This is a genomic window from Streptomyces sp. NPDC006235, assembly GCF_040613735.1.
In the GTDB taxonomy this organism is placed as follows: domain Bacteria; phylum Actinomycetota; class Actinomycetes; order Streptomycetales; family Streptomycetaceae; genus Streptomyces.
Map to the genome: position 1 here is coordinate 84,864 of NZ_JBEXSR010000011.1, position 24,829 is coordinate 109,692.

A 24,829-nucleotide genomic window follows, 5' to 3' on the forward strand; every position below is an offset into this window, starting at 1 on the left:
ATCACCGGAACCGGAACGCCTTCATCAGGCGCAGGCTCCTGCTCATGAACTGGGCGTACTTCTCGTCGTCCATGCCCAGCGAGGGGGCCATCGGCAGGACTCGCTGGTGGGCGACCGTCTGGGCCTCGGTGTACTTGAGGATGCCCTCGGCGCCGTGGCGGCGGCCGAGGCCGGAGTCCTTCATGCCGCCCATCGGCGACTGGACACTGCCGTACGCGGGGGCGTACCCCTCGTTGATGTTGACGGTGCCGGTGCGCAGACGGGCGGCGACCTCCTGGCCGCGTCGGCCGTTCTTCGTCCACACCGAGGAGTTCAGGCCGTACGCGGTGGCGTTGGCGCGCTCGATCGCCTCGTCCTCGCTCGTGAAGCGGTAGACCGAGACGACGGGGCCGAACGTCTCCTCCGTGCAGACGGACATGTCCGCGGCGACCCCGTCGAGGATCGTGGGCTCGAAGAAGTACGGGCCGATGTCCGGTCGGGCCACGCCGCCCGCGACGACCTTCGCGCCCTTGGCGACCGCCTCCTCGACGTGCCGCGTGACGGTCTCCAGCTGGCGTTCGCCGACCAGGGAGCCCATGTCGGCGCCGTACGCCAGCGACGTGCCGAGGCGGATGGCCTTCGTGCGGGCGGCGAAGCGCTCCAGGAAGGCGTCCGCGATCGACTCGTGGACGAAGAGCCGCTCGATGGAGATGCACAGCTGGCCCGCCGAGGAGAAGCAGGCACGGACCGCGCCGGCCGCGGCCTTCTCGATGTCGGCGTCCTCCAGCACCAGCATGGCGTTCTTGCCGCCGAGTTCGAGGGAGACGCCGACCAGCCGGGCGGCGGCGCCCTGGGCGACCTCGCGGCCGGTGCGGGTGGAGCCGGTGAAGGAGACGTAGTCGGCGTGCCGGACGACCTCCGGACCGACGACCGGGCCGTCGCCGAGCACGACCTGGAAGACATCGGCGGGCAGTCCGGCCTCGATCAACAGGTCACGGGCCCACAGGGCGGTCAGGCAGGTCTCCGTGTCGGGCTTCATGACGACCGCGTTGCCCGCGACGAAGGCGGGGAGCGCGTCGCCGACCGACAGCTCCAGCGGGTAGTTCCACGGCGCGATCTGGCCGACGACACCGCGCGGGTGACGCCGTTCGATGACCTTGGTGAGGGTCGGCATGGCACCGGCGTGCCGCTTCGGGCGGAGATAGGCGGGGGCCTTGCGGCCGTAGTGGCGGGCGGCGACCGCGACGGCCTGGACCTCCTCGTGGGCGTGCAGCCGGGCCTTGCCGGTCTCCAGCTGGATCAGGTCGAGCACCTCGGCCTGGCGTTCCAGCACCAGGTCGTGGAAGCGCAGCAGGACGGCCGCGCGCTGCCGCACCGGGGTCTGTGCCCACACGGCCTGGGCGGCGCGGGCCAGTTCGAAGGCCCTCGCCACGTCCTCGGGCGTCGACTCGGGGAGGTCCGCCAGCTTCTCGCCGGTGAACGGCGTGTGGTTGGCGGTCCGGCCGGAGCCGGCCACGCCCTTGGTGAGCTGGGCGACCAGCTCGGGGGTGACCACGTCGGCGGCGGTGCGGGCGCCCTCCGGGGCGGGGGCGAGGGGGTTCGTGCCGGCCAGTGCCGTGCCGGTCTTCTCCGGGGCGTGCGCGTCCGTCATGAGCCGCAGGGTATGCCCCGGCGGAGTCTTTGGGTACCCGTCGGTAATACGGCTTCACCGAGTGCACACAAGGCGCCAGTGGCTGCTGGCAACGAACGCCCTGATCAGGCCGTTGTGCGGTGACCAGTTGGTGTGATTCAGCCTTTTACGATCCGGAGCCGGTCCCGGGCCCCCTCGAACACCGTGGTGCCCTCGTTCTCCTCGGGCGTGCCCTTGGGCATGTCGACGCGCAGTTCGTACATGCGGTCGTCGTCGGTGCGGACCAGCACCCGCATGACCCGTCTGGGGTCCTCGTCCAGGTGGTAGGTGGTGTCGGCGAGGGCGGCCTCGTAACCCTGGACGCTGGTGCGGGAGTACTGCGTGTCCCCCCGCACGACGGGTGCGTTCCGGACCTGGTCCATCGGGGAGCCCGGGGCCCGGTCCCAGAGGAGGAGGCGGATCTGGACGGTGCCGCCCTGTTCGTCGCCGTAGAGCACCGTGCGGGGCTGGTCGGTGACGCTGCCGGTCCGGTCGAGTTCGCGGTAGCGGCTCGGGAGATGGAGTACGGCCGCCAGGTCCGGATCGCGGTGCGGGGTCCAGGTCTCCGTCGCCTCGGCGGTCTCCGTGCCGCTGGTGTCGCCCAGGCGGGCGGCGGCGCCCATGCCGCCGGCGAGCAGTGCGCTCATCAGGGCGAGGGGGCCGGGGCGCAGGAGGCTCTGGCGCTTGGGGGGTGCGTCCACCGACTGCCCACCTATGTACGCGGCATCCTGAGTCCTCTGCGGTGTCTCCTTTGCCGCCTCCGGTGTCTCCTCCGCCGCCTTCGGTGTCTCCTTCGCCGTCTTCGGTATCTCCGCCGTCGGCCACCGCCCGGTCACCGCCTCCAGCGCCTTCGCGACCTCCTCGGCGTCCGGCCGCTGTTCGGGGTCCCGCACCAGCAGCCGCGCGATCAGCGGCCCGAGCGGTCCGGCCTGCTTCGGTTCGGGCGGCTCGGGGGCGAGGATCGCGGCGAGCGTGGCCTCCGGCGTGTCCCGGCGGAAGGGGGACGCCCCCTCGACGGCCGCGTACAGCAGGACGCCCAGGGACCACAGGTCGGAGGCGGGCCCGGCGATGCGGCCCGACATCCGCTCGGGTGCGACGAACTCCAGCGAGCCGGCGAACTCCGCGCCGGCCGTGAGCGACTCCTCGCCTTGCACGTGGGCGGTGCCGAAGTCCGTGACGACGACCCGTTGGTGCGGGCCGAGCAGCACATTGGCCGGTTTCACGTCCCGGTGCACGATGCCGACGGAGTGCGCGGCCCGCAGGGCACCGAGGACGGCGAGGCCGATCCGGGCGGCTTCGCGCGCCTCGACCGGGCCCCGCCGCAGCACCTCGTGCAGGGACTCGCCCGGCACCCACTCCATGACGATCCAGGGGAGTCCGTCGAGCACCGCGTCGACCGCGTCCAGCCCGTCGCGTCCGAGCCGGCCGGGACGTTCGGCCCGCCCGGCTCGGGCGTCCGGCTGCGGCTCCGGCTCGACGACCACGTCGTGGATGGTGACGGCGGCGGGATGGTCGACGCGGGCGGCGGCGCGGGCCTCGCGGTAGAGCCGGTGGGCCGCACGCCGGTGGCCGTCGTCCTCCGGGTCGCCCGGGTCGCCCGGCAACCGGGGCTGCTTGACGGCGACTTCCCGCTGCACGAGCTCGTCGTAGGCCCGCCAGACGGTGCCCGCCCCGCCGGAGCCGATGCGCTCGATCAGCCGGTACCGCCCACCGACCGACCGGCCCTGGGCGCCCGTCCCGCCCCCGTCGTTGCTCATGCCCCATCAGTACCCCGCGGGGCGGCACCTTGTCGACGCGAGGCCGTGGCGGGACGCCGGTTCAGGTCCCGTCGATGTCCAGGTTCGCGATCGCCGTGTCGGCCACCTCTCGCCCGCGCTTGGTGAAGTCGCCCTTGCCCGGGTAGCTGACGGTGAGCTTGTACATGTCGCCGCCGGAGGTCCGGTAGTAGAAGATCCTGAGCTCGCGGGGACGGGGGTTCTCGGTGTCGTCGGTGAAGTACTCGAGGGTGTTCTCGGCGGCCTTCTTCCCCCTGTAGGTGGTGTCCTTGGGAGCCGTCTTCGGGTTCTCGGGCATGTCCAGGCCGTAGTTGCCGGTGTCCTTGAACCCGGTGTCGTCGTCGTACATCTCGGCGGCCGCGGAGCCGGCGATGGCGCGGCCGGTGTCCTCCGACTTCTTGTCGAGCGTCAGACCGATCCAGATGCTGCCGCTCCAGTCGGTGTACCTGACCCAGTGGTCCTGGTCCGACTGCCGGTCGGGCAGGGTCCGCTGGTAGTCGCCGGGGACGGCCAGCGACGCGGCGAGGTCCTTCTCCTGGCGTGTCGTCCAGCCCTCGGGCAGCGGCCCGGCGAACGGGTTCGCGAGCACCAGGTACGCCGTCACCGCCGCCGCGACGACCGCCGCACCGAGTCCGGCCCACCCCTTGCGGCCGAGCCGGAGTCTTCGGTCCTGACCGCCCGTCATGGGGACGACCTGCGTCGCCTGGACGGCCGGCGGGTTCGCGGCGGCCTCCAGCAGGGCACGCACCCGGGCGGCGTCCGGGCGGCGGGCCGGGTCCTTGTGCAGCAGGCCGGTGATGGCCTCGGCGAGCGGGCCCTGGGCGGAGGCGGGCGGCGCGGGCATGGCGTTGAGGACGGACTGGAGCGTGGCCGGCGTGTTGCTGCGGCGGAACGGCGACACGCCCTCCGTCGCCGCGTACAGCACCACGCCGAGGGACCACAGGTCGCTGGCCGGGCCCGGGCGCTGGCCCAGCACCCGCTCAGGCGCGATGTACTCGGGCGAGCCGACGAAGCCGCCGGTGTCGGTCAGGCTGGTCTCGCCCTCGATCTGTGCGATGCCGAAGTCGGTGAGGACGACCCGGTCATAGCGGCCGAGCAGCACGTTGTCCGGTTTCACGTCGCGGTGCAGGATGCCCGCCGCGTGCGCGGCCTCCAGCGCGCCGAGCACCTCCAGGCCGATCCTGGCCGCCTCGCGCGCGGACAGGGTGCCCTCCTGGAGGGCGTCGCCCAGAGAACGGCCCCGCACGAGCTCCATCACGATCCACGGCTGTCCCTCCACGACCGCGACGTCGTGGACGTCGACCACCGCCGGGTGGTCGAGCCGGGCCGCGGCACGTGCCTCGCGGCGCATCCGCTCGAAGGCGTTGGCACGTTCGCGTTCGGGAAGGTGCTCCGGGACGCGGGGTTCCTTGACGGCGACTTCCCGGTCCACGGTCTCGTCCTTCGCGCGCCACACCGTGCCCATGCCGCCGTGCCCGAGCTTGGCGATCAGCCGGTAACGTCCGGCGATGAGCCGCCCGGCTCCGGGATCCTGGACCGCTGCCGCCGACTGGGGCGGCACGGCCTCGGTGGACACGACCCGGGTGGGCGTCGCGTACGGGTTCCCTGGTACCGGCGCCGGTGGGTTCGGTGGTTGCAGAGCGAAACTCGTTGGCTCGTCGGACCCGGATCGGGCTCCCCCGTTGCTGCTCATGAGGTCATCCCTATCGCGCCAAGCGCTTGCGCATCCAGCACGGACGCGTCCCGGTCACAGACCCGTGACGTGATCCGAGCGCTATCTCCCCTTTGTCCGGTACGTGGCTCATCGGCTGCACCCCACGTCAGGGCGAGCGTGAGGGGGCGGCGGTCGTGGTGGCGCTGGTGGCCACGGAGGTGCTGGGCGTGCGCGTCCCGTGGGACGACGGGCCGGCCGACGGCGTCCTCGGCGCCGAGCTCTTCGGCGTACGGCCACCGTCCCCGCCGCCCTCGTCCATGAGCAGCGCCGCCGCCGACACTCCGGCCCCGGCCATCGCGGCGACCAGCAGCGCGGCCACCAGCACCCGGCGCGTGGGCTGCCGGAGCACCTGCTCGTACCGCTGGTCCGGGCCGGGCAGGTCCATCGGCGGCATCGGCGGCCTAGGCGGTTGCCGATCGGCGCCGTCCTGCGGCCGTCCGTACGAGGCGTCCCGCACCGTCGGCGCGTACCCGGGCGGCGGAGCCTGTGGCGTACTGCCCGTCTCGCGGAACGCCCGCAGCATCCGCTCCGCCCGGTCCGCGTCCAGCCGCCGGTCCGGGTCGCGCTCCAGCAGGCCGTGCACGACGGGCAGGAGCGGGCCGGCCTGCGCGGGCGGGCGTATGTCGCCGACGACGACCGCGTGCAGCACGCCGCCCAGCGAGTCGCGGTGGAACGGCGACTCGCCGCTGAGGGCCGCGCACAGCAGCGCGCCCAGCGACCACAGGTCGGACTCGGGCCCGGTCCTGACTCCCGACATCCGCTCGGGCGCGGTGTATTCGGGCGAGCCGACGAAAGAGCCGTTCTCGGTGAGCGTCGGGGCGCCCGCGACCTGGGCGATGCCGAAGTCGGTGAGGACGACCCGGTCGGTACCGTCCTCCAGCAGCACGTTGTCGGGCTTGAGGTCGCGGTGCAGCACCCCGGCCGCGTGCGCGGCGCGCAGCGCGCCGAGCAGGGCGATGCCGATCCGTGCGGCCTCGGCGGCGTCGACCGGGCCTTCGGTGGCGAGCCGGTCGGCGAGCGAGCCGCCCTCGATCAACTCCATGACGATGTACGGGCGTTCGTCGTCCTCGACGACGTCGTGGACGACGATGATGTGCGGATGGCTGAGCTGGGCGACGGCCCGCGCCTCGCGCAGCGTACGGTCCCGCTGCCGACGCGCTTCCGCCGCGGAGAGCGTCTCGTCGAAGGGGAGTTCCTTGACGGCCACGCCCCGGCCGAGCAGCTGGTCGGTCGCCCGCCAGACCACGCCCATGCCACCGCGCCCGAGCCTCGCCTCGAGCCGGTAACGGCCCGCGATGACACGCATGTTGTGCCCCTCGGTCCCCATGCGGCAATCATGCCCCAACGGAGGGACGGGCTCCGGGGCAGCGGCCGACGGGTGGCCGAAACACACGGCCCTGGGTCAGGGGCGGTCAGGGGCTCCCGCGTCAGGGGGTCTTCTCGTGCCAGCCCTGCAACAGCGCCGTGAACTGCTTGCGCGCCTTCGCCCAGTCCTGCGCGGGCGCCGACATGTAGAGCGCGTACTCGGTGCCGTCGCGGGCGACGTACGTCTCCTCGATGGCCCGGCGCGGACCGGGGAACTTGGTGTCCTTCGCCTGCGCGGTCCAGGTGTACTCCCACAGCGCGCCGTCCCGGTCACGGTAGACGTTGCGTTCCAGCTTCACGCGCTTGTAGTGGACCAGCCGCTGCAACTGCTGTTCCAGGTCGAGCTGGTGGGCGTAGGGGTCGGCGAAGTCCGGGGAGGTGTCCACGGCGATCCGGACGAAGTGCCGGCCGCCGTCGGGCGTGTAGTCGATCTGCTTGAGCTCGCCCTGCGGGCCGAAGGTCTGACGCTTCCAGCCCTTGGGCAGGTAGAGGCTGAAACCCACGGGGTCGTCGCGGCGCGTCCAGCCGTCGGGCACCGAGCCCCCGGGCCGCTCCGTGCGGGTCGTACCGGATGCGGAGCCCGACGCCTGCCGGCTCTCGTTCCACTGCTGGAGCACCACCGCGGTGCCTCCGCCGATGATGGCCGCGAGAGCGACCACGAGGGCGAGGGTGCGAAGCCGGCGGCGCCGGCCCGGACCGGCCGGCTGCGGACCCGCCGCCATCGGGCCGACCAGGGTGGGATCGGGCGTCCCGTGCCCGGTGGCGAAGGCCCCGGCTGCCGCGGTGCCGGCCGTGGCGGCACCGGTCGTCGGCGTCCCGCCGGCGGGCGTCCCGGCCAGCGGCGGGAGCGGCGTCCCGGTGTGCGAACCCGAGCCGGTAGCGGACGTACCCGTGCCGGACGGGTACATGCCGGAAGAGGCGGACGTTCCCGTGCCGGACGGGTACGTGCCGGAAGGGTTCGTGCCGGACGTGCCCGTGCCGCTGTGCGCGTCCCGGTACGGCGACGGTCCCGACGGTCCCCCGTACTGCGTCGGCACATACGCCTGCGCCCCGCTCGGCCGCCGCCCCTCCGCCGCCTCGGCGAGCATCTGCTCGGCCTCGGACGCGTCGGGCCGGGTGGCCGGATCCTTGCGCAGCAGGGCGGTGATGACCGGCGTGAGCGCATCCGCGTGCTGAAGCTCGGCGGCCTCCTCCTCGACCACGGCCTGCATGGTGGTCAGCGGGGTGGTGCGGCGGAACGGCGAGCGGCCCTCGACCGCCGTGTAGAGCGTCGCGCCGAGCGCCCACAGGTCGGAGGAGGGGCCCGGGTCGTGGCCGCGCACGCGCTCGGGCGCCAGGTAGTCGACCGAGCCGACGACCTCTCCGGTCCGGGTGATGGTGGTGTCGCCCTCGATCTGGGCGATGCCGAAGTCGGTGAGCAGGACACGACCGTCCCGGGCCAGGAGGACGTTGCCCGGTTTGACGTCGCGGTGCAGGACGCCGGCGGTGTGCGCGGCGCGCAGGGCCCGCAGCACCCACATGCCGATGCGCGCCGCCTCGCGCGGCTCGACGCGCCCCTCCTCCTTGACCGCGTCGGCCAGGGAGCGGCCCTCGACCAGCTCCATCACGATCCACGGGCGGCCGTCGTGCTCCAGCACGTCGTGCACCGTGACGACCGCGGAGTGGTTGATCCGCGCGGCGGCCCTGGCCTCGGCCCGGGTGCGCGCCAGCAGGATGGCCTGCTCGCTCTCGGAGACGTAGAGGGCGGCCGTCAGCTCCTTGATGGCGACGGACCGGTGCAGCACCTCATCATGTGCTCGCCATACCCGGCCCATGCCGCCACTGCCGATGGAGTCGGCGAGCCGGTAGCGGCCCGCGACGAGCAGGCCCTGCATCTGATTCACGTTGCCCCGCAATGGTCTTGACAGGGTCAGCGTAAGGACCCGCCCTTCCCCAGGGAACAAGCGGGGTACCACGGTGACCGCACTGTGACGGTTGTCGCCGCCTGGGACAGGAGGGAACGGTGAGGTGAACGCCGGTGCACGGCCGTCACGTCAGAAGGTCATTTCGTCGCCTTGTACGTCGCCGCCGCCTGCTCGTACAGCCGCGTCACCTCGTCCCGCTCCGACTCCGGTCCGCGCACCTGAACCACGTGGTACCGCCCGTCGACCAGTATCGCCAGGTTGCGCACATACAGCTCGCCCCCGTCGTCGCCGCTCCAGGTGAACTGCCCCTCGGCCATGGTCCGCCCGCCCACCTCGATCGTCTTCAGCCCGGTGGAGGTGGCCCAGCTGGAGTCGCGGTAGGGCTGCAACTCGCGCTCCTTCTCCCGCTGGTAGACCATCGGATCGCTGCCGTACTCCGACGCGCTGTCCCGGCCCGGTACGACGATGAGCTCGAAGTCGCCCTTGGCGTAGACGACCTGGCCGCTCCCGCCCCGCGGCGTGCGGTCCCAGCCCTTGGCGACGGCGACCTGGAAGCCCGCCGAGTCCTTGCGCAGGGTGAAGCCGTCGGCGACCTCCGGGCCGGTGGTCTGCGTCTGCGTGGAACCGGCCGATGTCGACGGACTCTTCTCCGGCTCGGGCGACGCCCGGTCGGGCCGGGGCTCTCCGCTGGCCTCCGGCTCGGGCGCCTGGCTGACCTCACCGGCGGCACCGGTGCGGTCCGTGCCCTGCGCGCCGTCCGTCTGCGACTTGGGCATGAAGAGCATGGCGTAGGCGATCGCCGCGGCCATCACGAGCAGGACGAGCAGGAGCAGGGTGCGGCCGAGGCGGTGCGGCGACCGGGACTCCTTCTTGGCCCGCTTGTGCCGCCCGTGGTGCGCGGGCAGTCCGGCCCGCCGCCTGCGCACGAGCTCGCCCCGGCGCCGTACGACGGGCAGCCGGCTCGCGTCGACGGGCGGCGCCGCGACGACATGCACACCGGCCTCCGGCTCGGGCGCCGAGCGCACCAGCGAGCGCAGCCAGCCGCGCAGCTCCTCGAAGTCGAGACGCTCGGTCGGGTCCTGACGCAGCAGCGACTCCACGACCGGCCGGAGCGGCCCGCACTCCTCGGCGTACGCGGGCGGTTCCGCGCACACCATCTGCACCAGCTCGGCCGTCGACTCCTCCGGGTAGGGCGCATGTCCCTGTACGGCCCGGAAGAGCAGCGCGCCGAGCGCCCACAGGTCGGTGGCGGGGCCGATCGGCGCGGCCAACTGCCAGTTCTCGTGCACGGGCCCGGCCTGCTCCGGCGCCCAGCGCTCCGTCACGGGGCCCACCACGGCCATCCGCGCCTGCCGCGCCCGCTCGGCGGCCAGCGCCGTGGCCGGGCCGCGCCGGGGCGCGGGGGTGTGGGCGACCAGGTCGTCCCACCGGGTGGGCTCGCTGGAGGCGGCGGGCTCCGGGGCCGGGGGCAGCGCCGTCTGCTCCTGCCCCGGTGAGGGTGCGCCGCCCGTTCCGCCGCGGGGCGTGGCGCCGTGCCAGGCGGTCGTCCGGGGGGCACCGCTCACGCCGTAGGGGTCGGCTATCCGCCCCGGCGCGGTCCCACCGGGTCCGGTGCTCTGCCCGGGGACGTACGGCGACTGCGCCGAGCCGTTGACGTGGGGCCCGGGTCCGCCGTCCGGGGCGGGCCGGGCGCCGGGCAGTGCCGCCCGGCCGTTCTGCTGCGTCTCATGGACCCGGGCCGCGGCCCGGGCACCCGCCCGGTAGGCCGCGATCGCCCCGGCTCGCGCGGCCCGCGGGTCCGCGCTGTCGTCCTCGCTCCTGCGGGCCGGCAGGGGCGAGACCCCGCTCCCCGCGTTGGCTCCGACCGGCGGCAGTCCCCGCGCCTCCCGAGCCTCTATGGCGGCCCGCCGCGCGGCCTCGGGATCACCCGCGCCACCGCCGCCCGGTACACCGGCGACACCCGGTCCGCCGACGCCTCCTGAGCCTGCGGCACCGCCCGGACCGCCGGCGCCCTCGGCCGTCCCGGCGCCACCGGTCTCCTGGCCGGGCTCGCCGAGGGCCGGAGCCGGAACGGGGTCGTACCCGCACAGCGCTTCCTCCGCAGCGCCCACCGCCAGTCCGGTCAGCATCACCCGGCCGTCGTCGCAGACGAGGACCGTCCGCGCGGTGATGTTCCGGTGCACCCAGCCGTGCGCGTGCAGCACCCGCAGCGCCATGAGGACGTCGGAGGCCACCTCGGCCGCCCGGTACGGCGTCAGCGGCTTCTCGGCGAGCAGCGCCGCCAGCGGACGCGCGGCCACCAGCTCACTGACGATCCACAGCGAGCCGCCCTCGGCGAACACGTCGAAGACCTGGTCGAGCCGGGGATGGTCGGGGATGGCCGCCGCGGCCTGCGCGGCCTCGACCGCGCGCCGTACGACCGGGTCCGTGGGCCGCCGGATGCCCGCACGGGCGCCGGGCCTGCGCGCCCCACCGTCACGGGCCGTGAAGCCGTCGGGCAGCCCCTCCGCGTCGAGGACCTCAGCCTCGACCACCTCCGGCAACGGCACTGCCCTGACCAGGACTTCCTGTCCGCTGTAGGTGTCGAAGGCCCGGGACTCGGTGAGTTCGTACTCGTCGGACGGCGGCAGCGGCAGGCGGTAGCGGTCGGCGAGCACCCGTCCCGCATAGTCGTCCACGATGCCTCCCCCGGCAGCCTGGTCGGTCACATCCGTTCGCCCCACGGTCCGTTCCGGCTGCGCACGGTCCGCAAACATTTACGATACGTGCCGCAGGCAACCCGCAATGTGGGGATGCCAGATCTCACTCCCCAAACCCGGGGCCGCTCATGCTCAGGACTTGGGTTCGAAGGTCTTGGTCAGCGTCCGCCAGGTCTCCCTGCGCAGCTCATCGCCCCAGCCGGCCGCTTTCGCCGTGTACATCAGCGCGTAGCCCTGCCGGTCGTCGACGACAAAACCCCGGTCGATGGTCCGGTACTTGGTGCCGCTCTCCACGTAGGTGAACTCCCAGTCGGCCGTGTTCCAGCCGCGGTAGTCCACCTGCTCTATTCGGATCTTCTTGTACTGCGCGCGCTGCATGTAGCGCTCCTGACTCTTCCAGTCCGCCACCGGGTCGCCCTTGGGCGTGGAGGTCCAGGCGATGAGCAGCTTCTGCCCGTTGGGCCCCGTGAACCGGTCGCCCGCGGCGCCCGTGGACCCGTACTTCCACCCCTTGGGCAGACCGATCGAGTACCCCTGGCTGCCCTGGTGCGTCGACACCGCGGTGGTGCCCTTGCCGCCGGTGGAGGACTCGCTCGCCCGGTCACCGGGCGTGCCGTTCGAGGCGGGCGCCGACGGCGTGGGCTGCGTCGCCGCGCTGTCGGTGCGCGTGCCGTCGCTCTCGTCGCCCTTGGTGTCGGCGCTGCTGGGCGCTGTGGCGACGGACTTGCCGCCGTTCCCTCCGGCCGACTTCTTCGAACCCTTGTCGTCTCCGCTGAGCGCGATGGCGAGCACCGTGCCGATCACGGCGAGCACCACGACCGCCGCGATGATCACCATGGTGCGCCGCGGCACCACGTCGGTCAGGGGCGCCCTGGGCGCGGGCCTCGGCGGCAGGTCCGGCCGAGGCATGACGGGCCACCCCGAACTCCGGCCCTCGGACGTCGCCTTCGCCCCCTGCGCACCGGCCCCGGCACTGGCAGCCGCCCCCGAGGCCGACGCCGAACCCGACGCCGAACCCGACGTCGAACCGGAGGCACCCGCGTCCCCGGCCCCGGCCTTCGCACCCTCCGGTCCGGAAGAGGCCGTGCCCTCCTCGGACCGGGTCCGGGACGCGGCCGACGCCCCGGCCGTCCCCACGGCGGCCTTGCGCACGGAACGCAGCGCCCCGCGCAGCCGCTCGCCGGGCTCCTCGCTCCGCTTGCTCCCGGAGGCCGCCGGACTCCCCTTGCGCGAGGACTTGTCCGGCTGCGCCGGCAGCGGCACGACCTTCGTCGCGTCCATCGGCTCCGGCTCGGCCGGCGCGGGGGCGTGGATGACGGAGTTCAGCATCGCCCGGGCGCCCGCGTCGTCGAGCCGCTGGGCGGGATCCTTGGTGAGCAGCCCATAGATGACGTCCTTCAGCGGGCCCGCGTTCTTCGGCTCCTCCAACGGCTCGGTCATCACCGCCGTGAGAGTCGCTATGGCCGACCCCTTGTCGTACGGCGGCGTGCCCTCCACCGCCGCGTACAGCAGCCCGCCGAGCGACCACAGGTCGGCCGCCGGGCCCGGCTTGTGCCCGCGCGCCCGCTCCGGGGAGATGTAGGAGGGCGCGCCGACGAGCATGCCGGTCGAGGTGATGGACGGGTCGCCCTCGACCTGGGCGATGCCGAAGTCCGTGAGCACGACCCGGCCGTCCTCGGCGATCAGCACGTTCGACGGCTTCACGTCGCGGTGCAGGATGCCCTCGCGGTGCGCGGAGCGCAGCACGTCCAGGACGGCGAGCCCGACCTCGGCGGCCCGCTTCGGTTCGAGGAGGCCGTCCTCCCGGATGACCTCGGCGAGGGACTTGCCCTCGACGAGCTCCATCACGATCCAGGGCCGGTCGTCCTCCTGGACCACGTCGAAGACCGTCACGGCGCTGTTGTTGCGGATCCGCGCGATCGCCTTGGCCTCGCGCAGCGTCCGCGTGATCAGCCGCCGCTTCTCCTCCTCGTCGATGTTCGACGGGAACCGCAGCTCCTTGACGGCGACCGTCCGCCCCAGGGTCTCGTCCTGGGCTCGCCACACCGTGCCCATGCCACCGCGGCCGAGCACCTCGCCCAGCCGGTAACGCCCCGCGAGGAGACGCTCCCTGTTGTCCTGACGAGTGTCCTGACGAGATGTGCCCGCCCGCTCCGCCTCCGACATGCGTCCCCTCATACAACCCGCCCTGACAGAGCCTCCATTGTCTCTCACCCGACAAGTGCCCAGCGCCCCAGGGGCCCCCTGGGGAAACGCCCCCTCGGCCCCGCCCGCCCGGAACCCGGGCGCGGCGCCCGGCGCGCCACCTTGCATGATGGGCCCCCGACGCCCCGACCAGGGAGGAGCCCGCGTGCCGTCCTTTCGGACCTTGCTGGCCCTGCCGGTGTCCGTGGCCCTCCTCGGCCTGCTTCCGGCCGACTCGTCGGCTCTCTCGGCTCCGCCGACGGACGCGGTGCTCCCGCTGCTGGTGACCCAGGGCAGGGCACCGGCCGCGGCCCTGCTCGCCCGGGAGGGGGCAACCACCCGCTATGCCCACGCCGGGCAGGGAATCGCCCGGTCGGACCATTTCCGCGCCGGCAGCGTCACGAAGACGTTCATCGCGACGGTCGTGCTGCAACTGGCCGCCGAGCACCGGCTGTCACTGTCCGACACCCTGGAGCAGCACCTGCCGGGCCTGGTGCGGGGAACGGGCAACGACGGCCGCGCGCTGACCCTGCGCTCCCTGCTCACCCACACCAGCGGCCTGTACGACTACACCAGGGACACCGGCGGAACCGCACCCGTCACACCCCGTCAGGCCGTACGCATCGCACTCACCCACCCCCCGGCCGAACGCGGCCGCTTCTCCTACTCGAACACCAACTACGTCCTGCTCGGTCTGGTCGTCCAGCAGGTCACCGGCCGCTCGTACGCCACCGAGGCCGAGCGCCGCATCATCACTCCCCTGCGTCTGACGGGCACCTCCTTCCCCGGATCCCGCTCCTCGCTGCCCTCTCCGCACGCCCGCGCCTACGCCGCCGACGGAACCGACGTCACCGATCTCGACCCGCGGGTGGCCGGCGCCGCGGGCGAGTTGGTGTCCACGCTCGCCGATCTGGACCGCTTCTACTCGGCCCTGCTCGGCGGGCGGCTGCTGCCCCCACACTGGCTGCGCGAGATGCTCGACACCCGTGCCGCACACGGCGCGTACGGCATGGGCCTGTTCCCCGAGAAACTGCCGTGCGGCACGACGGTGTGGGGACACAACGGGCACATATCCGGCAGCTACGTGCGCACCGCAGCCACCGTCGACGGCCGGCGTGCCCTCACCTTCCGCGTGAACACGGACGCGATAGCGGATCCCGGTCTCGAACCCGCGGTGCTCGCAGCCGAGTTCTGCCCCCGCACCTCGTAGAACGACCGGGCTCCGAACAGAGATCCCGGCTTCTGACACTCGTTCGGGTGGTGTCGAACGCGCGCCCGGTTCGCGGGAACAGCCGCCTAGAGCGGCACGATGTCCGGCGCCCCCAGCCGCGCCGCGTCCGCCGTCAGGTCGTCCGGCTGGCGCTGAGACTCCCGCTCGGCCTCCACCCGCTTCTCGTAGTGCTGCACCTCACGCTCGATCTGGTCCTTGTCCCAGCCGAGGACCTGCGCCATCAGCTCGGCGGCGTCCCGTGCACTGCGCGTGCCCCGGTCGAAGGTCTCGATGGAGATGCGCGTCCGCCGGGTCAGCACGTCGTCCAGATGCCGCGCCCCCTCGTGCGAGGCCGCGTAGACGATCTCGGCGCGCAGATAGTCGTCGGCCGCCGGCAGGGGCTCGCCCAGGGACGGGTCCTCGGCGATGAGCGCGAGGAGTTCCTCGGCCAGCGTGCCGTACCGGTTCAGCAGGTGTTCCACCCGCACCACATGGAGTCCGGTCCGGGCGGCGATCCGCGCCCGCGCGTTCCACAGCGCCCGGTAGCCCTCGGCGCCCAGCAGCGGCACGTCCTCGGTGACGCACTCGGCGACACGCATGTCCAGCCCGTGCACCGCCGCGTCCACCGCGTCCTTGGCCATGACCCGGTAGGTCGTGTACTTGCCGCCCGCCACGACGACGAGCCCGGGCACCGGATGCGCCACCGTGTGCTCGCGCGACAACTTGCTGGTGGCGTCCGACTCGCCCGCGAGCAGCGGCCGCAGGCCCGCGTACACACCCTGGACGTCATCCCTGGTGAGCGGCACCGCGAGCACCGAGTTCACATGTTCCAGCAGGTAGTCGATGTCCGCGCTGGACGCGGCCGGGTGGGCCTTGTCGAGATCCCAGTCGGTGTCCGTGGTGCCGACGATCCAGTGCCGGCCCCAGGGGATGACGAACAGCACGGACTTCTCCGTGCGCAGGATCAGCCCGGTCGTGGAGTGGATCCGGTCGCGCGGTACGACCAGATGGATGCCCTTGGACGCCCTGACGTGGAACTGGCCGCGCTCCCCGACCATCGCCTGGGTGTCGTCCGTCCACACGCCGGTCGCGTTGACGACCTGTTTGGCGCGGATCTCGTACTCGCCGCCGCCCTCCACGTCCTGCACCTTCGCGCCGACGACCCGCTCGCCCTCGCGCAGGAAGCCCGTCACACGGGCGCGGTTGGCGGCCTGCGCGCCGTAGGCCACCGCCGTGCGCACCAGGGTCGCCACGTAGCGGGCGTCGTCCATCTGGGCGTCGTAGTACTGCAGCGCCCCGACCAGCGCGTCCTTCTTCAAGCAGGGCGCCACGCGCAGGGCGTGAGAGCGGGTCAGATGGCGGTGCGTGGGCAGGCCGCGGCCATGACCCCGGGCCATGGACATGGCGTCGTACATCGCGACGCCCGACCCGGCGTAAAGGCGCTCCCAGCCCTTGTGCTGCAAGGGGTACAGGAACGGCACGGGCTTCACCAGATGCGGGGCGAGCCGCTCCAGCAGCAGGCCGCGCTCCTTCAGGGCCTCCCGGACGAGCGCGAAGTCGAGCATCTCCAGATAGCGCAGGCCGCCGTGGATCAGCTTGCTGGACCGGCTGGAGGTGCCCGACGCCCAGTCACGCGCCTCGACCAGTCCCGTGGACAGGCCTCTGGTCGCGGCGTCGAGGGCGGTGCCCGCACCGACCACGCCTGCGCCCACCACCAGCACGTCCAGCTCGCGCTCGGCCATAGATGCGAGTGACTCGGCGCGTTGCGCCGGCCCGAGTGTCGCTGTCCTCACCGCTGCCTCCCGCTCATCGCGACGGCTGGTGCCGCCTCGGTCGCGCCGGCCGCACCCGTCGGGTGAGACCCCGTCCGTATCCCATGCCCAAATTCTGACCGTGTTGCCCTACTTCAGCCACCACGGGCCATCAGCCTGTGGACAACGTCCACGGGACACTCACCGAAACTCGGGCGAGCAATCCCGCATATCGGTCATATTTACTCCTAGTCTGACATTGCGCTCGCCCGTCCTGTCCACAGGGCTTGCGCACCTGTCCCACTTCGGCTATCGGGAAGGACGGCCACGCCATGCCCGCAGATCTCGCCGTCATCGGACTCGGCCCGTACGGCCTGCCTCTGGCGCAGGCCGCCGTCGCCGCAGGCGTCGCCACCATCGGCTATCGGACCGGCCCCGAGGACGGCTCCCTCAGCGCCGCCGAACAGCGCCGGATGCTCTCGGGGGGCTTCCGGCCGGCCACGAACGCCACCGAGCTCGGCCGGGTGCGCACGGCGGTCATCTGCGCGACGACCCCGCGGGGCGCGGACGGCGGACTCGACCTGAGCCAGCTGGAGGCGGCCGCCCGCACCCTGGCCGCGCACCTGCGCCCGCACACCACTGTGATCCTGGAGTCCCCTGTGTACCCAGGGACGACAGAGGAATTCCTGCGCCCCCTCCTCGAGGAGGGATCGGGTCTGCGCGCGGGCCGCGACTTCCACCTCGCCTACTCCCCCAACCGCGTCGACCCCGGCAACCGCGACTTCACGCCCGCCAACACCCCCAAGGTCATCGGCGGCCTCACCCCGGCCTGCACGGAGTCGGCCGCCGCCTTCTACGGACGGCTCACCGACAAGGTGGTACGCGCGCGTGGACCCCGCGAGGCGGAGACCGTGCAGCTCCTGGAGACCAACTACCGGCACGTCAACATCGCCCTCGTCAACGAGATGGCCGTCCTCTGCCACGACCTGGGCGTCGACCTGTGGGACGTCGTCCGCTGCGCGGAGACCAAGCCGTTCGGCTTCCAGGCCTTCCGCCCCGGCCCCGGCGTCGGCGGCCACGCCGTCCCGCAGGACCTGACCGCCCACGGCGGCCGCACCCTGCGCATGGTGGAACTGGCCCAGCAGGTCAACAGCCGGATGCCCGGCTACGCCGTCCAACGCGCGGCCACGCTCCTCAACGAGCACGGCAAGTCGGCCCGCGGCGCCCGCGTGCTGCTCCTGGGCGTCACCTACAAGCCCGACCTCGCCGACCTGCACGGCACGCCCGCCCAGGAGATCGCCCTGCGCCTGATGGAACTGGGCGCGTCGGTCAGCTACCACGACCCGTACGTCCCCGCCTGGAGCGTCCTGGACCGCCCCGTCCCCCGCGCGGACTCCCTCTACGAGGCGGTCGCCGACGCGGACCTGACCATCCTCCTCCAGCAGCACCGCACGTACGACCTGCAAGGCCTGTCGGTGAAGGCACAGCTGCTGCTGGACACCCGGGGGGCCGCGCCCACGGGGGCGGCGCATCGGTTGTGAAGAGGGGCGCGTGGGGGCGCTGAGCCCCCTGGGCTGGTGGCGCGGGGCACCCCGCCGCCAGTACCTTGGGAGACGGCGGAGCCCACCGCAGCGGCCACTGCGGCAGGCTCCTGGATGGATCACGGAGTGTCCGCCCCTAGGTTCTTTGGGGGCGGCCGCTCACCATCCGAAAAGTCGCAAGATCCACCTCCTCCGGCACTGCACCATCCGAAGACGGAGTCGGTCCCAGCGGGTGGGCTTGCGGTGGCGTCCCATGAGCGCCCCCTTCCACGACGCCACCCATTGGCCCGGTAGGCAGCACGTCGGAATCGGGCCGGGCCCCGAGGGGCCGGGGTCCGGAACCGTGTCCTTGGAAGGGGGCACCCAGAAGAACCTGGGGCGCCGATCACGGACACTAGTGCCTCGGAACCGCCCTCCACCGTGCCATCCGGCCCGAAGGCAACCGCGCGCCCCCATACGCCAACACGCGCCCCGCCAGGGCCAGTTGGGCACGCAGAAGGGCCTGATCACTCACATGAGTGACCAGGCCCTTCCTCGTCCTGGGGGCTACCGACTACCGCCGGTGCTGCGAGTCCGCCACCGTCACCTCGACCCGCTGGAACTCCTTCAGCTCGCTGTACCCGGTCGTGGCCATCGCCCGCCGCAGTGCGCCGAAGAGGTTCATCGAACCGTCGGGGGTGTGGGACGGGCCCGTGAGGATCTCCTCGATCGTGCCGACCGTGCCGAGGTCGACCTTCTGGCCGCGCGGCAGCTCCTCGTTCACGGCCTCCATGCCCCAGTGGTGGCCTTTGCCCGGCCCGTCGGTCGCGCGGGCGAGCGGGGAGCCCATCATGACCGCGTCGGCGCCGCAGGCGATCGCCTTGGGGAGGTCGCCGGACCAGCCGACACCGCCGTCCGCGATCACGTGCACGTACCGGCCGCCGGACTCGTCCATGTAGTCGCGGCGGGCCGCGGCCACGTCGGCGACCGCCGTCGCCATCGGGACCTGGATGCCCAGCACGTTGCGCGTGGTGTGCGCGGCGCCGCCACCGAAGCCGACCAGCACGCCCGCCGCGCCGGTGCGCATCAGGTGCAGGGCCGCGGTGTACGTGGCGCAGCCGCCGACGATCACCGGGACGTCCAGCTCGTAGATGAACTGCTTCAGGTTCAGCGGCTCGTGCGAACCGGAGACGTGCTCCGCCGAGACCGTCGTACCGCGGATGACGAAGATGTCCACGCCCGCGTCGACGACGGCCTTGGAGAACTGGGCCGTGCGCTGCGGGGAGAGCGCCGCGGCCGTGACCACGCCCGAGTCGCGCACCTCCTTGATCCGCGCGCCGATCAGCTCTTCCTTGATGGGCGCGGCGTAGATCTCCTGGAGGCGCCGGGTCGCCGCCTCGGCGGGCAGCTCGGCGATCTCGTCGAGCAGCGGCTGCGGGTCCTCGTAGCGCGTCCACAGACCCTCGAGGTTCAGCACGCCGAGGCCGCCGAGTTCGCCGATGCGGATGGCGGTGGCCGGGGAGACGACCGAGTCCATGGGGGCGGCCAGGAACGGCAGCTCGAAGCGGTAGGCGTCGATCTGCCAGGCGATCGAGACCTCCTTCGGGTCCCGCGTACGGCGGCTGGGGACGACGGCGATGTCGTCGAAGGCGTACGCCCGGCGGCCGCGCTTGCCGCGCCCGATCTCGATCTCAGTCACGTTGGTGGCCTTTCCCTTTGCGTTTCAGCGTCTTCCAGTATCGCCGACGGGCATGGAGAGGGCGGCCCCGGATGCTCCGGAACCGCCCTCGGCAGGCCTGGGGACTACTTACTACGGCTGTAGTTGGGCGCCTCGACCGTCATCTGGATGTCGTGCGGGTGGCTCTCCTTGAGACCCGCGGAGGTGATCCGGACGAAGCGGCCCTTGGTCTCCATCTCGTCGATGGAGGCGGCGCCCACATAGCCCATCGTCTGGCGCAGACCACCGACGAGCTGGTGCAGCACGTTGGCCAGCGGGCCGCGGTAGGGCACCTGGCCCTCGATGCCCTCGGGCACGAGCTTGTCGTCGGAGCCGACCTCGGCCTGGAAGTAGCGGTCCTTGGAATACGACTTGGCCTGGCCGCGGGACTGCATCGCGCCGAGCGAGCCCATGCCGCGGTACGACTTGAACTGCTTGCCGTTGATGAACTGCAGCTCGCCCGGGGACTCCTCACAGCCGGCGAGCAGGCTGCCCAGCATGACCGTGTCGGCGCCCGCGGCGAGCGCCTTGCCGATGTCGCCCGAGTACTGCAGACCGCCGTCACCGATCAGCGGCACGCCGGCCGGACGGGCGGCGAGGGACGCCTCGTAGATGGCGGTGACCTGCGGGACACCGATACCGGCGACCACCCGGGTGGTACAGATCGAGCCGGGACCGACACCCACCTTGATGCCGTCGACACCCGCGTCGATCAGCGCCTGGGCGCCGTCGCGCGTGGCGACGTTGCCGCCGATCACGTCGACGCCGACGCTCGACTTGATCTTCGACATCCAGCTCAGGGCGTTGCTGTTGTGGCCGTGCGAGGTGTCGACGACCAGGAAGTCCACACCGGCGGCGGCGAGCGCCTGGGCCCGCTCCAGGGCCTCGGGGCTGGCGCCCACGGCGGCGCCCACGAGGAGACGGCCCTCGGCGTCCTTGGCCGCGTTGGGGTACTGCTCGGCCTTGACGAAGTCCTTGACCGTGATGAGGCCCTTGAGGACACCCGCGTCGTCGACCAGCGGAAGCTTCTCGATCTTGTGGCGGCGCAGCAGCTCCATGGCGTCGGGGCCGGAGATGCCGACCTTGCCGGTCACCAGGGGCATGGGGGTCATGACCTCGCGCACCTGACGGGAGCGGTCGGTCTCGAAGGCCATGTCACGGTTGGTGACGATGCCGAGCAGCTTGCCGTTGCCGTCGGTGACGGGGACGCCGCTGATGCGGAACTTCGCGCACAGGGCGTCGGCCTCGCCGAGCGTCGCGTCCGGGTGCACCGTGATCGGGTCGGTGACCATCCCGGACTCGGACCGCTTCACCAGGTCGACCTGGTTGACCTGGTCCTCGATGGAGAGGTTGCGGTGCAGGACGCCGACGCCGCCCTGTCGGGCCATGGCGATCGCCATGCGCGACTCGGTGACCTTGTCCATGGCGGCGGACAGCAGCGGGATGTTGACCCGCACGTTGCGGGAGATGCGGGACGAGGTGTCGACCGCGTTGGGGAGCACTTCCGATGCACCCGGCAGCAGCAGCACGTCGTCGTAGGTCAGCCCGAGTGTCGCGAATTTACCGGGCACTCCGTCGACGTTGGCAGTCATGACACCTTCCCCAAATGGCCTTGATCGGTGCGGATGTCCATGCTAACGGGAAGCGCAGCTGTCTCATTCCACGGTTCCGCCTGGCTCCGGGCTTCGTATGTTCGTACGGAATCAGCGCACTGCCTGTTCAACAAAGGGGGTTGTTCCCGAGGGCTACTGCTCGGCCAGCGCCCGCAGCCGGCTCAGCGCCCTGTGCTGCGCCACCCGGACCGCGCCGGGTGACATTCCCAACATCTGACCCGTCTCCTCGGCCGTGAGGCCCACCGCGATCCGCAGCAGCAGCAGCTCCCGCTGGTTCTCGGGCAGGTTGGCCAGCAGTTTCTTGGCCCATTCCGCGTCGCTGCTGAGCAGGGCGCGCTCTTCCGGTCCCAGGGAGTCGTCGGGCCGTTCCGGCATCTCGTCGGAGGGGACGGCCGTCGAGCCGGGGTGGCGCATCGCCGCGCGCTGGAGGTCGGCGACCTTGTGGGCGGCGATGGCGAAGACGAACGCCTCGAAGGGGCGCCCGGTGTCCCGGTAGCGGGGCAGTGCGAGGAGCACCGCCACGCAGACCTCCTGGGCGAGATCCTCCACGAAGTGCCGGGCGTCGCCCGGGAGGCGGGACAGACGGGTGCGGCAGTAGCGCAGGGCCAGGGGGTGGACATGGGCGAGCAGGTCGTGCGTGGCCTGCTCGTCCCCGTCGACGGCGCGGTGGACGAGCGCGCCGATCGCCCCTTGGGCATTGACCGCCTCGTCGTCGCGCATCGGTCCATGGTGCCTTGCGGCCGCCGGGTCCGTGGCACCGCGCCCGTTGTTGTGCACCGAAGCGTTATGAGCAGGTGCGCCGGAACTCATCCCCTGCGCCCTCCCCTTCCGCTCGACCGACTCGTCCCCGAGGAACTCCACACCCTCAAGGATGCGGCATCCGCGGCGAAACGAGCAGCGGGCTCCCGGCGGACCCCGGGTCCACCCCCGCCGACCTGGCTTTCCGTGCCCCCACTGCGACCGCTGGGACCTGTCGTTCGGATCGTCCGGGGGCCGTGGGTTCTCGCGTGCACCCCACCGCGCCCTCGTCCCCGCCCGGGCGGGTCCCCTCCGGGGTTGTCGTCGGCCGCCGGCCACGGCACCCGCGGGTACGGCTCGCGCGGGGGCATCCGCGTGCCCCCGCTCCGCGGCCCCGGCAGGAGCCCGCGCGTCGAAGCCGGCCCGATCCGAAGGACAGGCCCTAGGGGGTGTCCGTGAAGTCCCGTCGTCCGCCCGGAGGGCGGGCCCTGCGGCATCCGGTGCGTGCTCTCGGCGGGCCGGGCGGACGCCCGCGTACCGGTTGTACGCGGGTGTTCGGCCGGTGCGGCGGGAGGGCGTGCCGGGCGTCGCGGGGCGGGCGGGACTTTGCGGACATCCCCTAGCGCACCAGACCCCACCGGAAGCCGAGCGCCACGGCGTGGGCCCGGTCCGAGGCGCCGAGCTTCTTGAACAGGCGCCGGGCGTGCGTCTTGACGGTGTCCTCGGAGAGGAACAGCTCGCGGCCGATCTCGGCGTTCGAGCGGCCGTGGCTCATGCCTTCGAGAACCTGGATCTCACGCGCCGTGAGCGTCGGCGCGGCGCCCATCTCGGCCGAGCGCAGCCGGCGCGGGGCGAGCCGCCAGGTCGGGTCGGCCAGCGCCTGTGTCACCGTCGCGCGGAGCTCCGCGCGGGAGGCGTCCTTGTGCAGATAGCCGCGGGCACCGGCGGCGACCGCGAGGGCCACACCGTCCAGGTCCTCGGCGACGGTGAGCATGATGATGCGCGCACCGGGGTCGGCGGACAGCAGCCGCCGGACCGTCTCGACGCCGCCCAGGCCGGGCATGCGTACGTCCATCAGAATCAGGTCCGAGCGGTCGGCCCCCCAGCGGCGGAGGACTTCCTCGCCGTTGGCCGCCGTCGTCACGCGCTCTACGCCGGGCACGGTCGCGACCGCGCGGCGGAGCGCCTCTCGGGCAAGCGGGGAGTCGTCGCAGACGAGGACGGAAGTCATGGCCGCCCTCCGCAGCTGATGCGCGTCACCTTGAGCCTCCAGGCTGGTACGAAATCGTCACCTGTGCGGTCGACCGTCTCGGACGCCTGCCCGAGCGCTTGTTCCGTCAACCGCCTCGCACTCTCAACGACGGTCACTCGAAAGAGTTACGGGGGCGGCTGACATCTTCGGCACTCTACGTGAGGGTCCGGACACGGTGCAGACATGCGCAACAGACCCTCGAACTTTCATCACAACCTATGCCCCGTTCGGACCCATTTCTTCCGCTTTGCCAGTGTCTGGAGCTAGATTCGCAATGAGTCATATTTTCATCTCCTTAGATCGTAGTTGTACGGTCGTGGACACCAGATCCGCCCAGAACGGCTACAAGGGGTCACGTAATGGCAGATTTCTCCCGCCTTCCCGGACCGAACGCGGACCTGTGGGACTGGCAGCTGCTGGCCGCCTGTCGCGGGGTGGACAGCTCGCTCTTCTTCCATCCGGAGGGCGAGCGCGGTGCGGCTCGGAGTGCTCGCGAGAACTCGGCCAAAGAGGTCTGCATGAGGTGCCCTGTGCGTGCCGAGTGCGCCGCCCACGCGCTGGCGGTGCGGGAACCGTACGGCGTGTGGGGCGGGCTGACCGAGGACGAGCGCGAAGAGCTGATGGGACGGGCGCGCAACCGGCTGGTGTCGGCGTCGGCATCGGGCGGGCACGCCGCGTCGAACAATTGAAGGAACGTTTCTGCGAGGCAGGCACGCGCACGCGTGCCGTCGGTTTTTGACGCGCCTGCGCTGTGATTGGACGCACCTGCGCCGCGGCCGGCGCCTGCGCTGTGGCTAGCGGCGGGCGGCCCGTGCCAGTTGGCCGAGCGTCGCCGCCACCGCCGGGACCTGTGCGAGGTCGGGCAGGGTGAGCGCGACGATCTCCCGGCGCACCGCCGGTTCCAGCGTCACGGTCCGAACTCCCCGGGGCCGTACGGACTCGATGGCCAGCTGGGGCAGCACGGCCACGCCCAGACCGGCGCCGACCAGGCCGGCGACCGCCGGGTAGTCGTCGGTCGCGAAGTCGATGCGCGGGGTGAAGCCGGCCGCCGCGCACACCTCGACGAGCTGGCCGCGGCAGCGCGGGCAGCCCGCGATCCACGGCTCCCGCGCGAGTTCGCCGATCGCGACGGACTGTGCGCCCGCGAGCCGGTGCCGCTCCGGAACGAGCGCGACGAGCCGGTCCGTCAGCAGCGGCCGTACGACCAGGTCGTCCCACTCCTCGGCGCCCGCCGCCCCCTCGTAGCGGAAGGCGAGCGCCACGTCGCAGTCACCCTCGCGCAGCATGCCGACGGACGCGGGCGGTTCGGCCTCCTCCAGGAAGACCCGGGTGCCGGGGTGCGCGTCGCGCAGGGCGGCGAGGGCCGTCGGCACGAGCGTGGAGCTGCCGCTGGGGAAGGAGACGAGCCGGACCCGGCCCGCGCGCAGCCCGGCGATGGCGGCGACCTCCTCCTCCGCGGCCGTGAGCCCGGCGAGGATCCCGGCGGCGTGCCGCACCAGCGCCTCACCGGCCTGGGTCAGGCGCATCTCGCGTCCCGTACGGATCAGCAGAGGTGTGCCGACGGAGGCTTCCAGGGCCTTCATCTGCTGACTGACGGCGGGCTGGGTGCACCCCAGTTCGCGGCCCGCGGCGGAGAAGGAGCCGGTGGCCGCGACGGCGCGCAGGACACGGAGATGACGGGCTTCGATCACCCTTCGAGGATAAGCGACCCTTTGAAGCCGCTCCGAATAATGCGTCGA

Annotated in this window: 16 protein-coding genes; 3 read left to right on the forward strand and 13 right to left on the reverse strand. The window is 72.5% G+C overall.

Features of this window, described 5'->3' with window-relative positions; all coding sequences use genetic code 11:
- Position 1: 1 nt before the first annotated feature.
- The 7 genes from ABZ192_RS15920 to ABZ192_RS15950 all read right to left on the reverse strand — a co-directional run bounded on the left by ABZ192_RS15920 (position 2) and on the right by ABZ192_RS15950 (position 13,271).
- Positions 2-1,630: a succinic semialdehyde dehydrogenase gene (locus tag ABZ192_RS15920; protein ID WP_356925106.1), complete on the reverse strand. Its 1,629-nt coding sequence runs from the start codon at positions 1,628-1,630 to the stop codon at positions 2-4.
- A gap of 137 nt (positions 1,631-1,767) precedes the next feature.
- Entirely contained in the window at positions 1,768-3,405 is a 1,638-nt protein-coding gene (locus ABZ192_RS15925; RefSeq protein WP_356925107.1) for a serine/threonine-protein kinase, read from the reverse strand.
- Between the two features lie 61 nt (positions 3,406-3,466).
- Positions 3,467-5,116, reverse strand: a complete 1,650-nt coding sequence (locus ABZ192_RS15930) for a serine/threonine-protein kinase (protein ID WP_356925108.1) — start codon at positions 5,114-5,116, stop codon at positions 3,467-3,469.
- Between the two features lie 127 nt (positions 5,117-5,243).
- A complete protein-coding gene (locus ABZ192_RS15935; RefSeq protein ID WP_356925109.1) occupies positions 5,244-6,464 on the reverse strand; it encodes a serine/threonine-protein kinase in 1,221 nt (406 codons plus the stop codon).
- 100 nt (positions 6,465-6,564) lie between these two features.
- Positions 6,565-8,376 carry a serine/threonine-protein kinase gene (locus tag ABZ192_RS15940; RefSeq protein WP_356925176.1) on the reverse strand — a complete coding sequence of 604 codons (1,812 nt, stop codon included), beginning with the start codon at positions 8,374-8,376 and terminating at the stop codon, positions 6,565-6,567.
- A gap of 167 nt (positions 8,377-8,543) precedes the next feature.
- Positions 8,544-11,084: a protein kinase gene (locus ABZ192_RS15945; protein WP_356925111.1), complete on the reverse strand. Its 2,541-nt coding sequence runs from the start codon at positions 11,082-11,084 to the stop codon at positions 8,544-8,546.
- A 153-nt stretch (positions 11,085-11,237) separates the two neighbouring features.
- Positions 11,238-13,271: a protein kinase gene (locus tag ABZ192_RS15950; protein ID WP_356925112.1), complete on the reverse strand. Its 2,034-nt coding sequence runs from the start codon at positions 13,269-13,271 to the stop codon at positions 11,238-11,240.
- A 184-nt stretch (positions 13,272-13,455) separates the two neighbouring features.
- On the opposite strand from ABZ192_RS15950, the gene ABZ192_RS15955 reads away from it, so the two are divergent.
- Positions 13,456-14,499, forward strand: a complete 1,044-nt coding sequence (locus tag ABZ192_RS15955) for a serine hydrolase domain-containing protein (protein WP_356925113.1) — start codon at positions 13,456-13,458, stop codon at positions 14,497-14,499.
- 86 nt (positions 14,500-14,585) lie between these two features.
- Here the strand turns inward: ABZ192_RS15955 and ABZ192_RS15960 are convergent, their stop codons facing one another.
- Positions 14,586-16,292, reverse strand: coding sequence for a glycerol-3-phosphate dehydrogenase/oxidase (locus ABZ192_RS15960; protein ID WP_356925114.1), 1,707 nt, complete (start codon positions 16,290-16,292; stop codon positions 14,586-14,588).
- Positions 16,293-16,582: 290 nt separating this feature from the next.
- Between ABZ192_RS15960 and ABZ192_RS15965 the strand changes: the two genes are divergently transcribed.
- Positions 16,583-17,791, forward strand: coding sequence for a nucleotide sugar dehydrogenase (locus ABZ192_RS15965; protein WP_356925115.1), 1,209 nt, complete (start codon positions 16,583-16,585; stop codon positions 17,789-17,791).
- Positions 17,792-18,344: 553 nt separating this feature from the next.
- Here ABZ192_RS15965 and ABZ192_RS15970 read toward each other — a convergent pair.
- From ABZ192_RS15970 to ABZ192_RS15985, 4 genes are all read right to left on the reverse strand, one after another.
- Positions 18,345-19,469, reverse strand: coding sequence for a GuaB3 family IMP dehydrogenase-related protein (locus ABZ192_RS15970; protein WP_020276389.1), 1,125 nt, complete (start codon positions 19,467-19,469; stop codon positions 18,345-18,347).
- A 104-nt stretch (positions 19,470-19,573) separates the two neighbouring features.
- Positions 19,574-21,079, reverse strand: a complete 1,506-nt coding sequence (gene guaB / locus ABZ192_RS15975) for an IMP dehydrogenase (RefSeq protein WP_356925116.1) — start codon at positions 21,077-21,079, stop codon at positions 19,574-19,576.
- A 153-nt stretch (positions 21,080-21,232) separates the two neighbouring features.
- Positions 21,233-21,820 (reverse strand): sigma-70 family RNA polymerase sigma factor, encoded by a 588-nt coding sequence (locus ABZ192_RS15980; RefSeq protein ID WP_010036508.1) that lies wholly within the window; start codon positions 21,818-21,820, stop codon positions 21,233-21,235.
- Between the two features lie 637 nt (positions 21,821-22,457).
- Positions 22,458-23,069, reverse strand: coding sequence for a response regulator transcription factor (locus ABZ192_RS15985; RefSeq protein WP_003948568.1), 612 nt, complete (start codon positions 23,067-23,069; stop codon positions 22,458-22,460).
- Between the two features lie 380 nt (positions 23,070-23,449).
- On the opposite strand from ABZ192_RS15985, the gene ABZ192_RS15990 reads away from it, so the two are divergent.
- On the forward strand, positions 23,450-23,779 hold the full coding sequence (locus tag ABZ192_RS15990) for a WhiB family transcriptional regulator (RefSeq protein ID WP_107455880.1): 330 nt from the start codon (positions 23,450-23,452) through the stop codon (positions 23,777-23,779).
- 105 nt (positions 23,780-23,884) lie between these two features.
- On the opposite strand, the gene ABZ192_RS15995 is transcribed toward ABZ192_RS15990, so the two are convergent.
- A complete protein-coding gene (locus ABZ192_RS15995; RefSeq protein WP_356925117.1) occupies positions 23,885-24,781 on the reverse strand; it encodes a LysR family transcriptional regulator in 897 nt (298 codons plus the stop codon).
- Positions 24,782-24,829 lie beyond the last annotated feature (48 nt).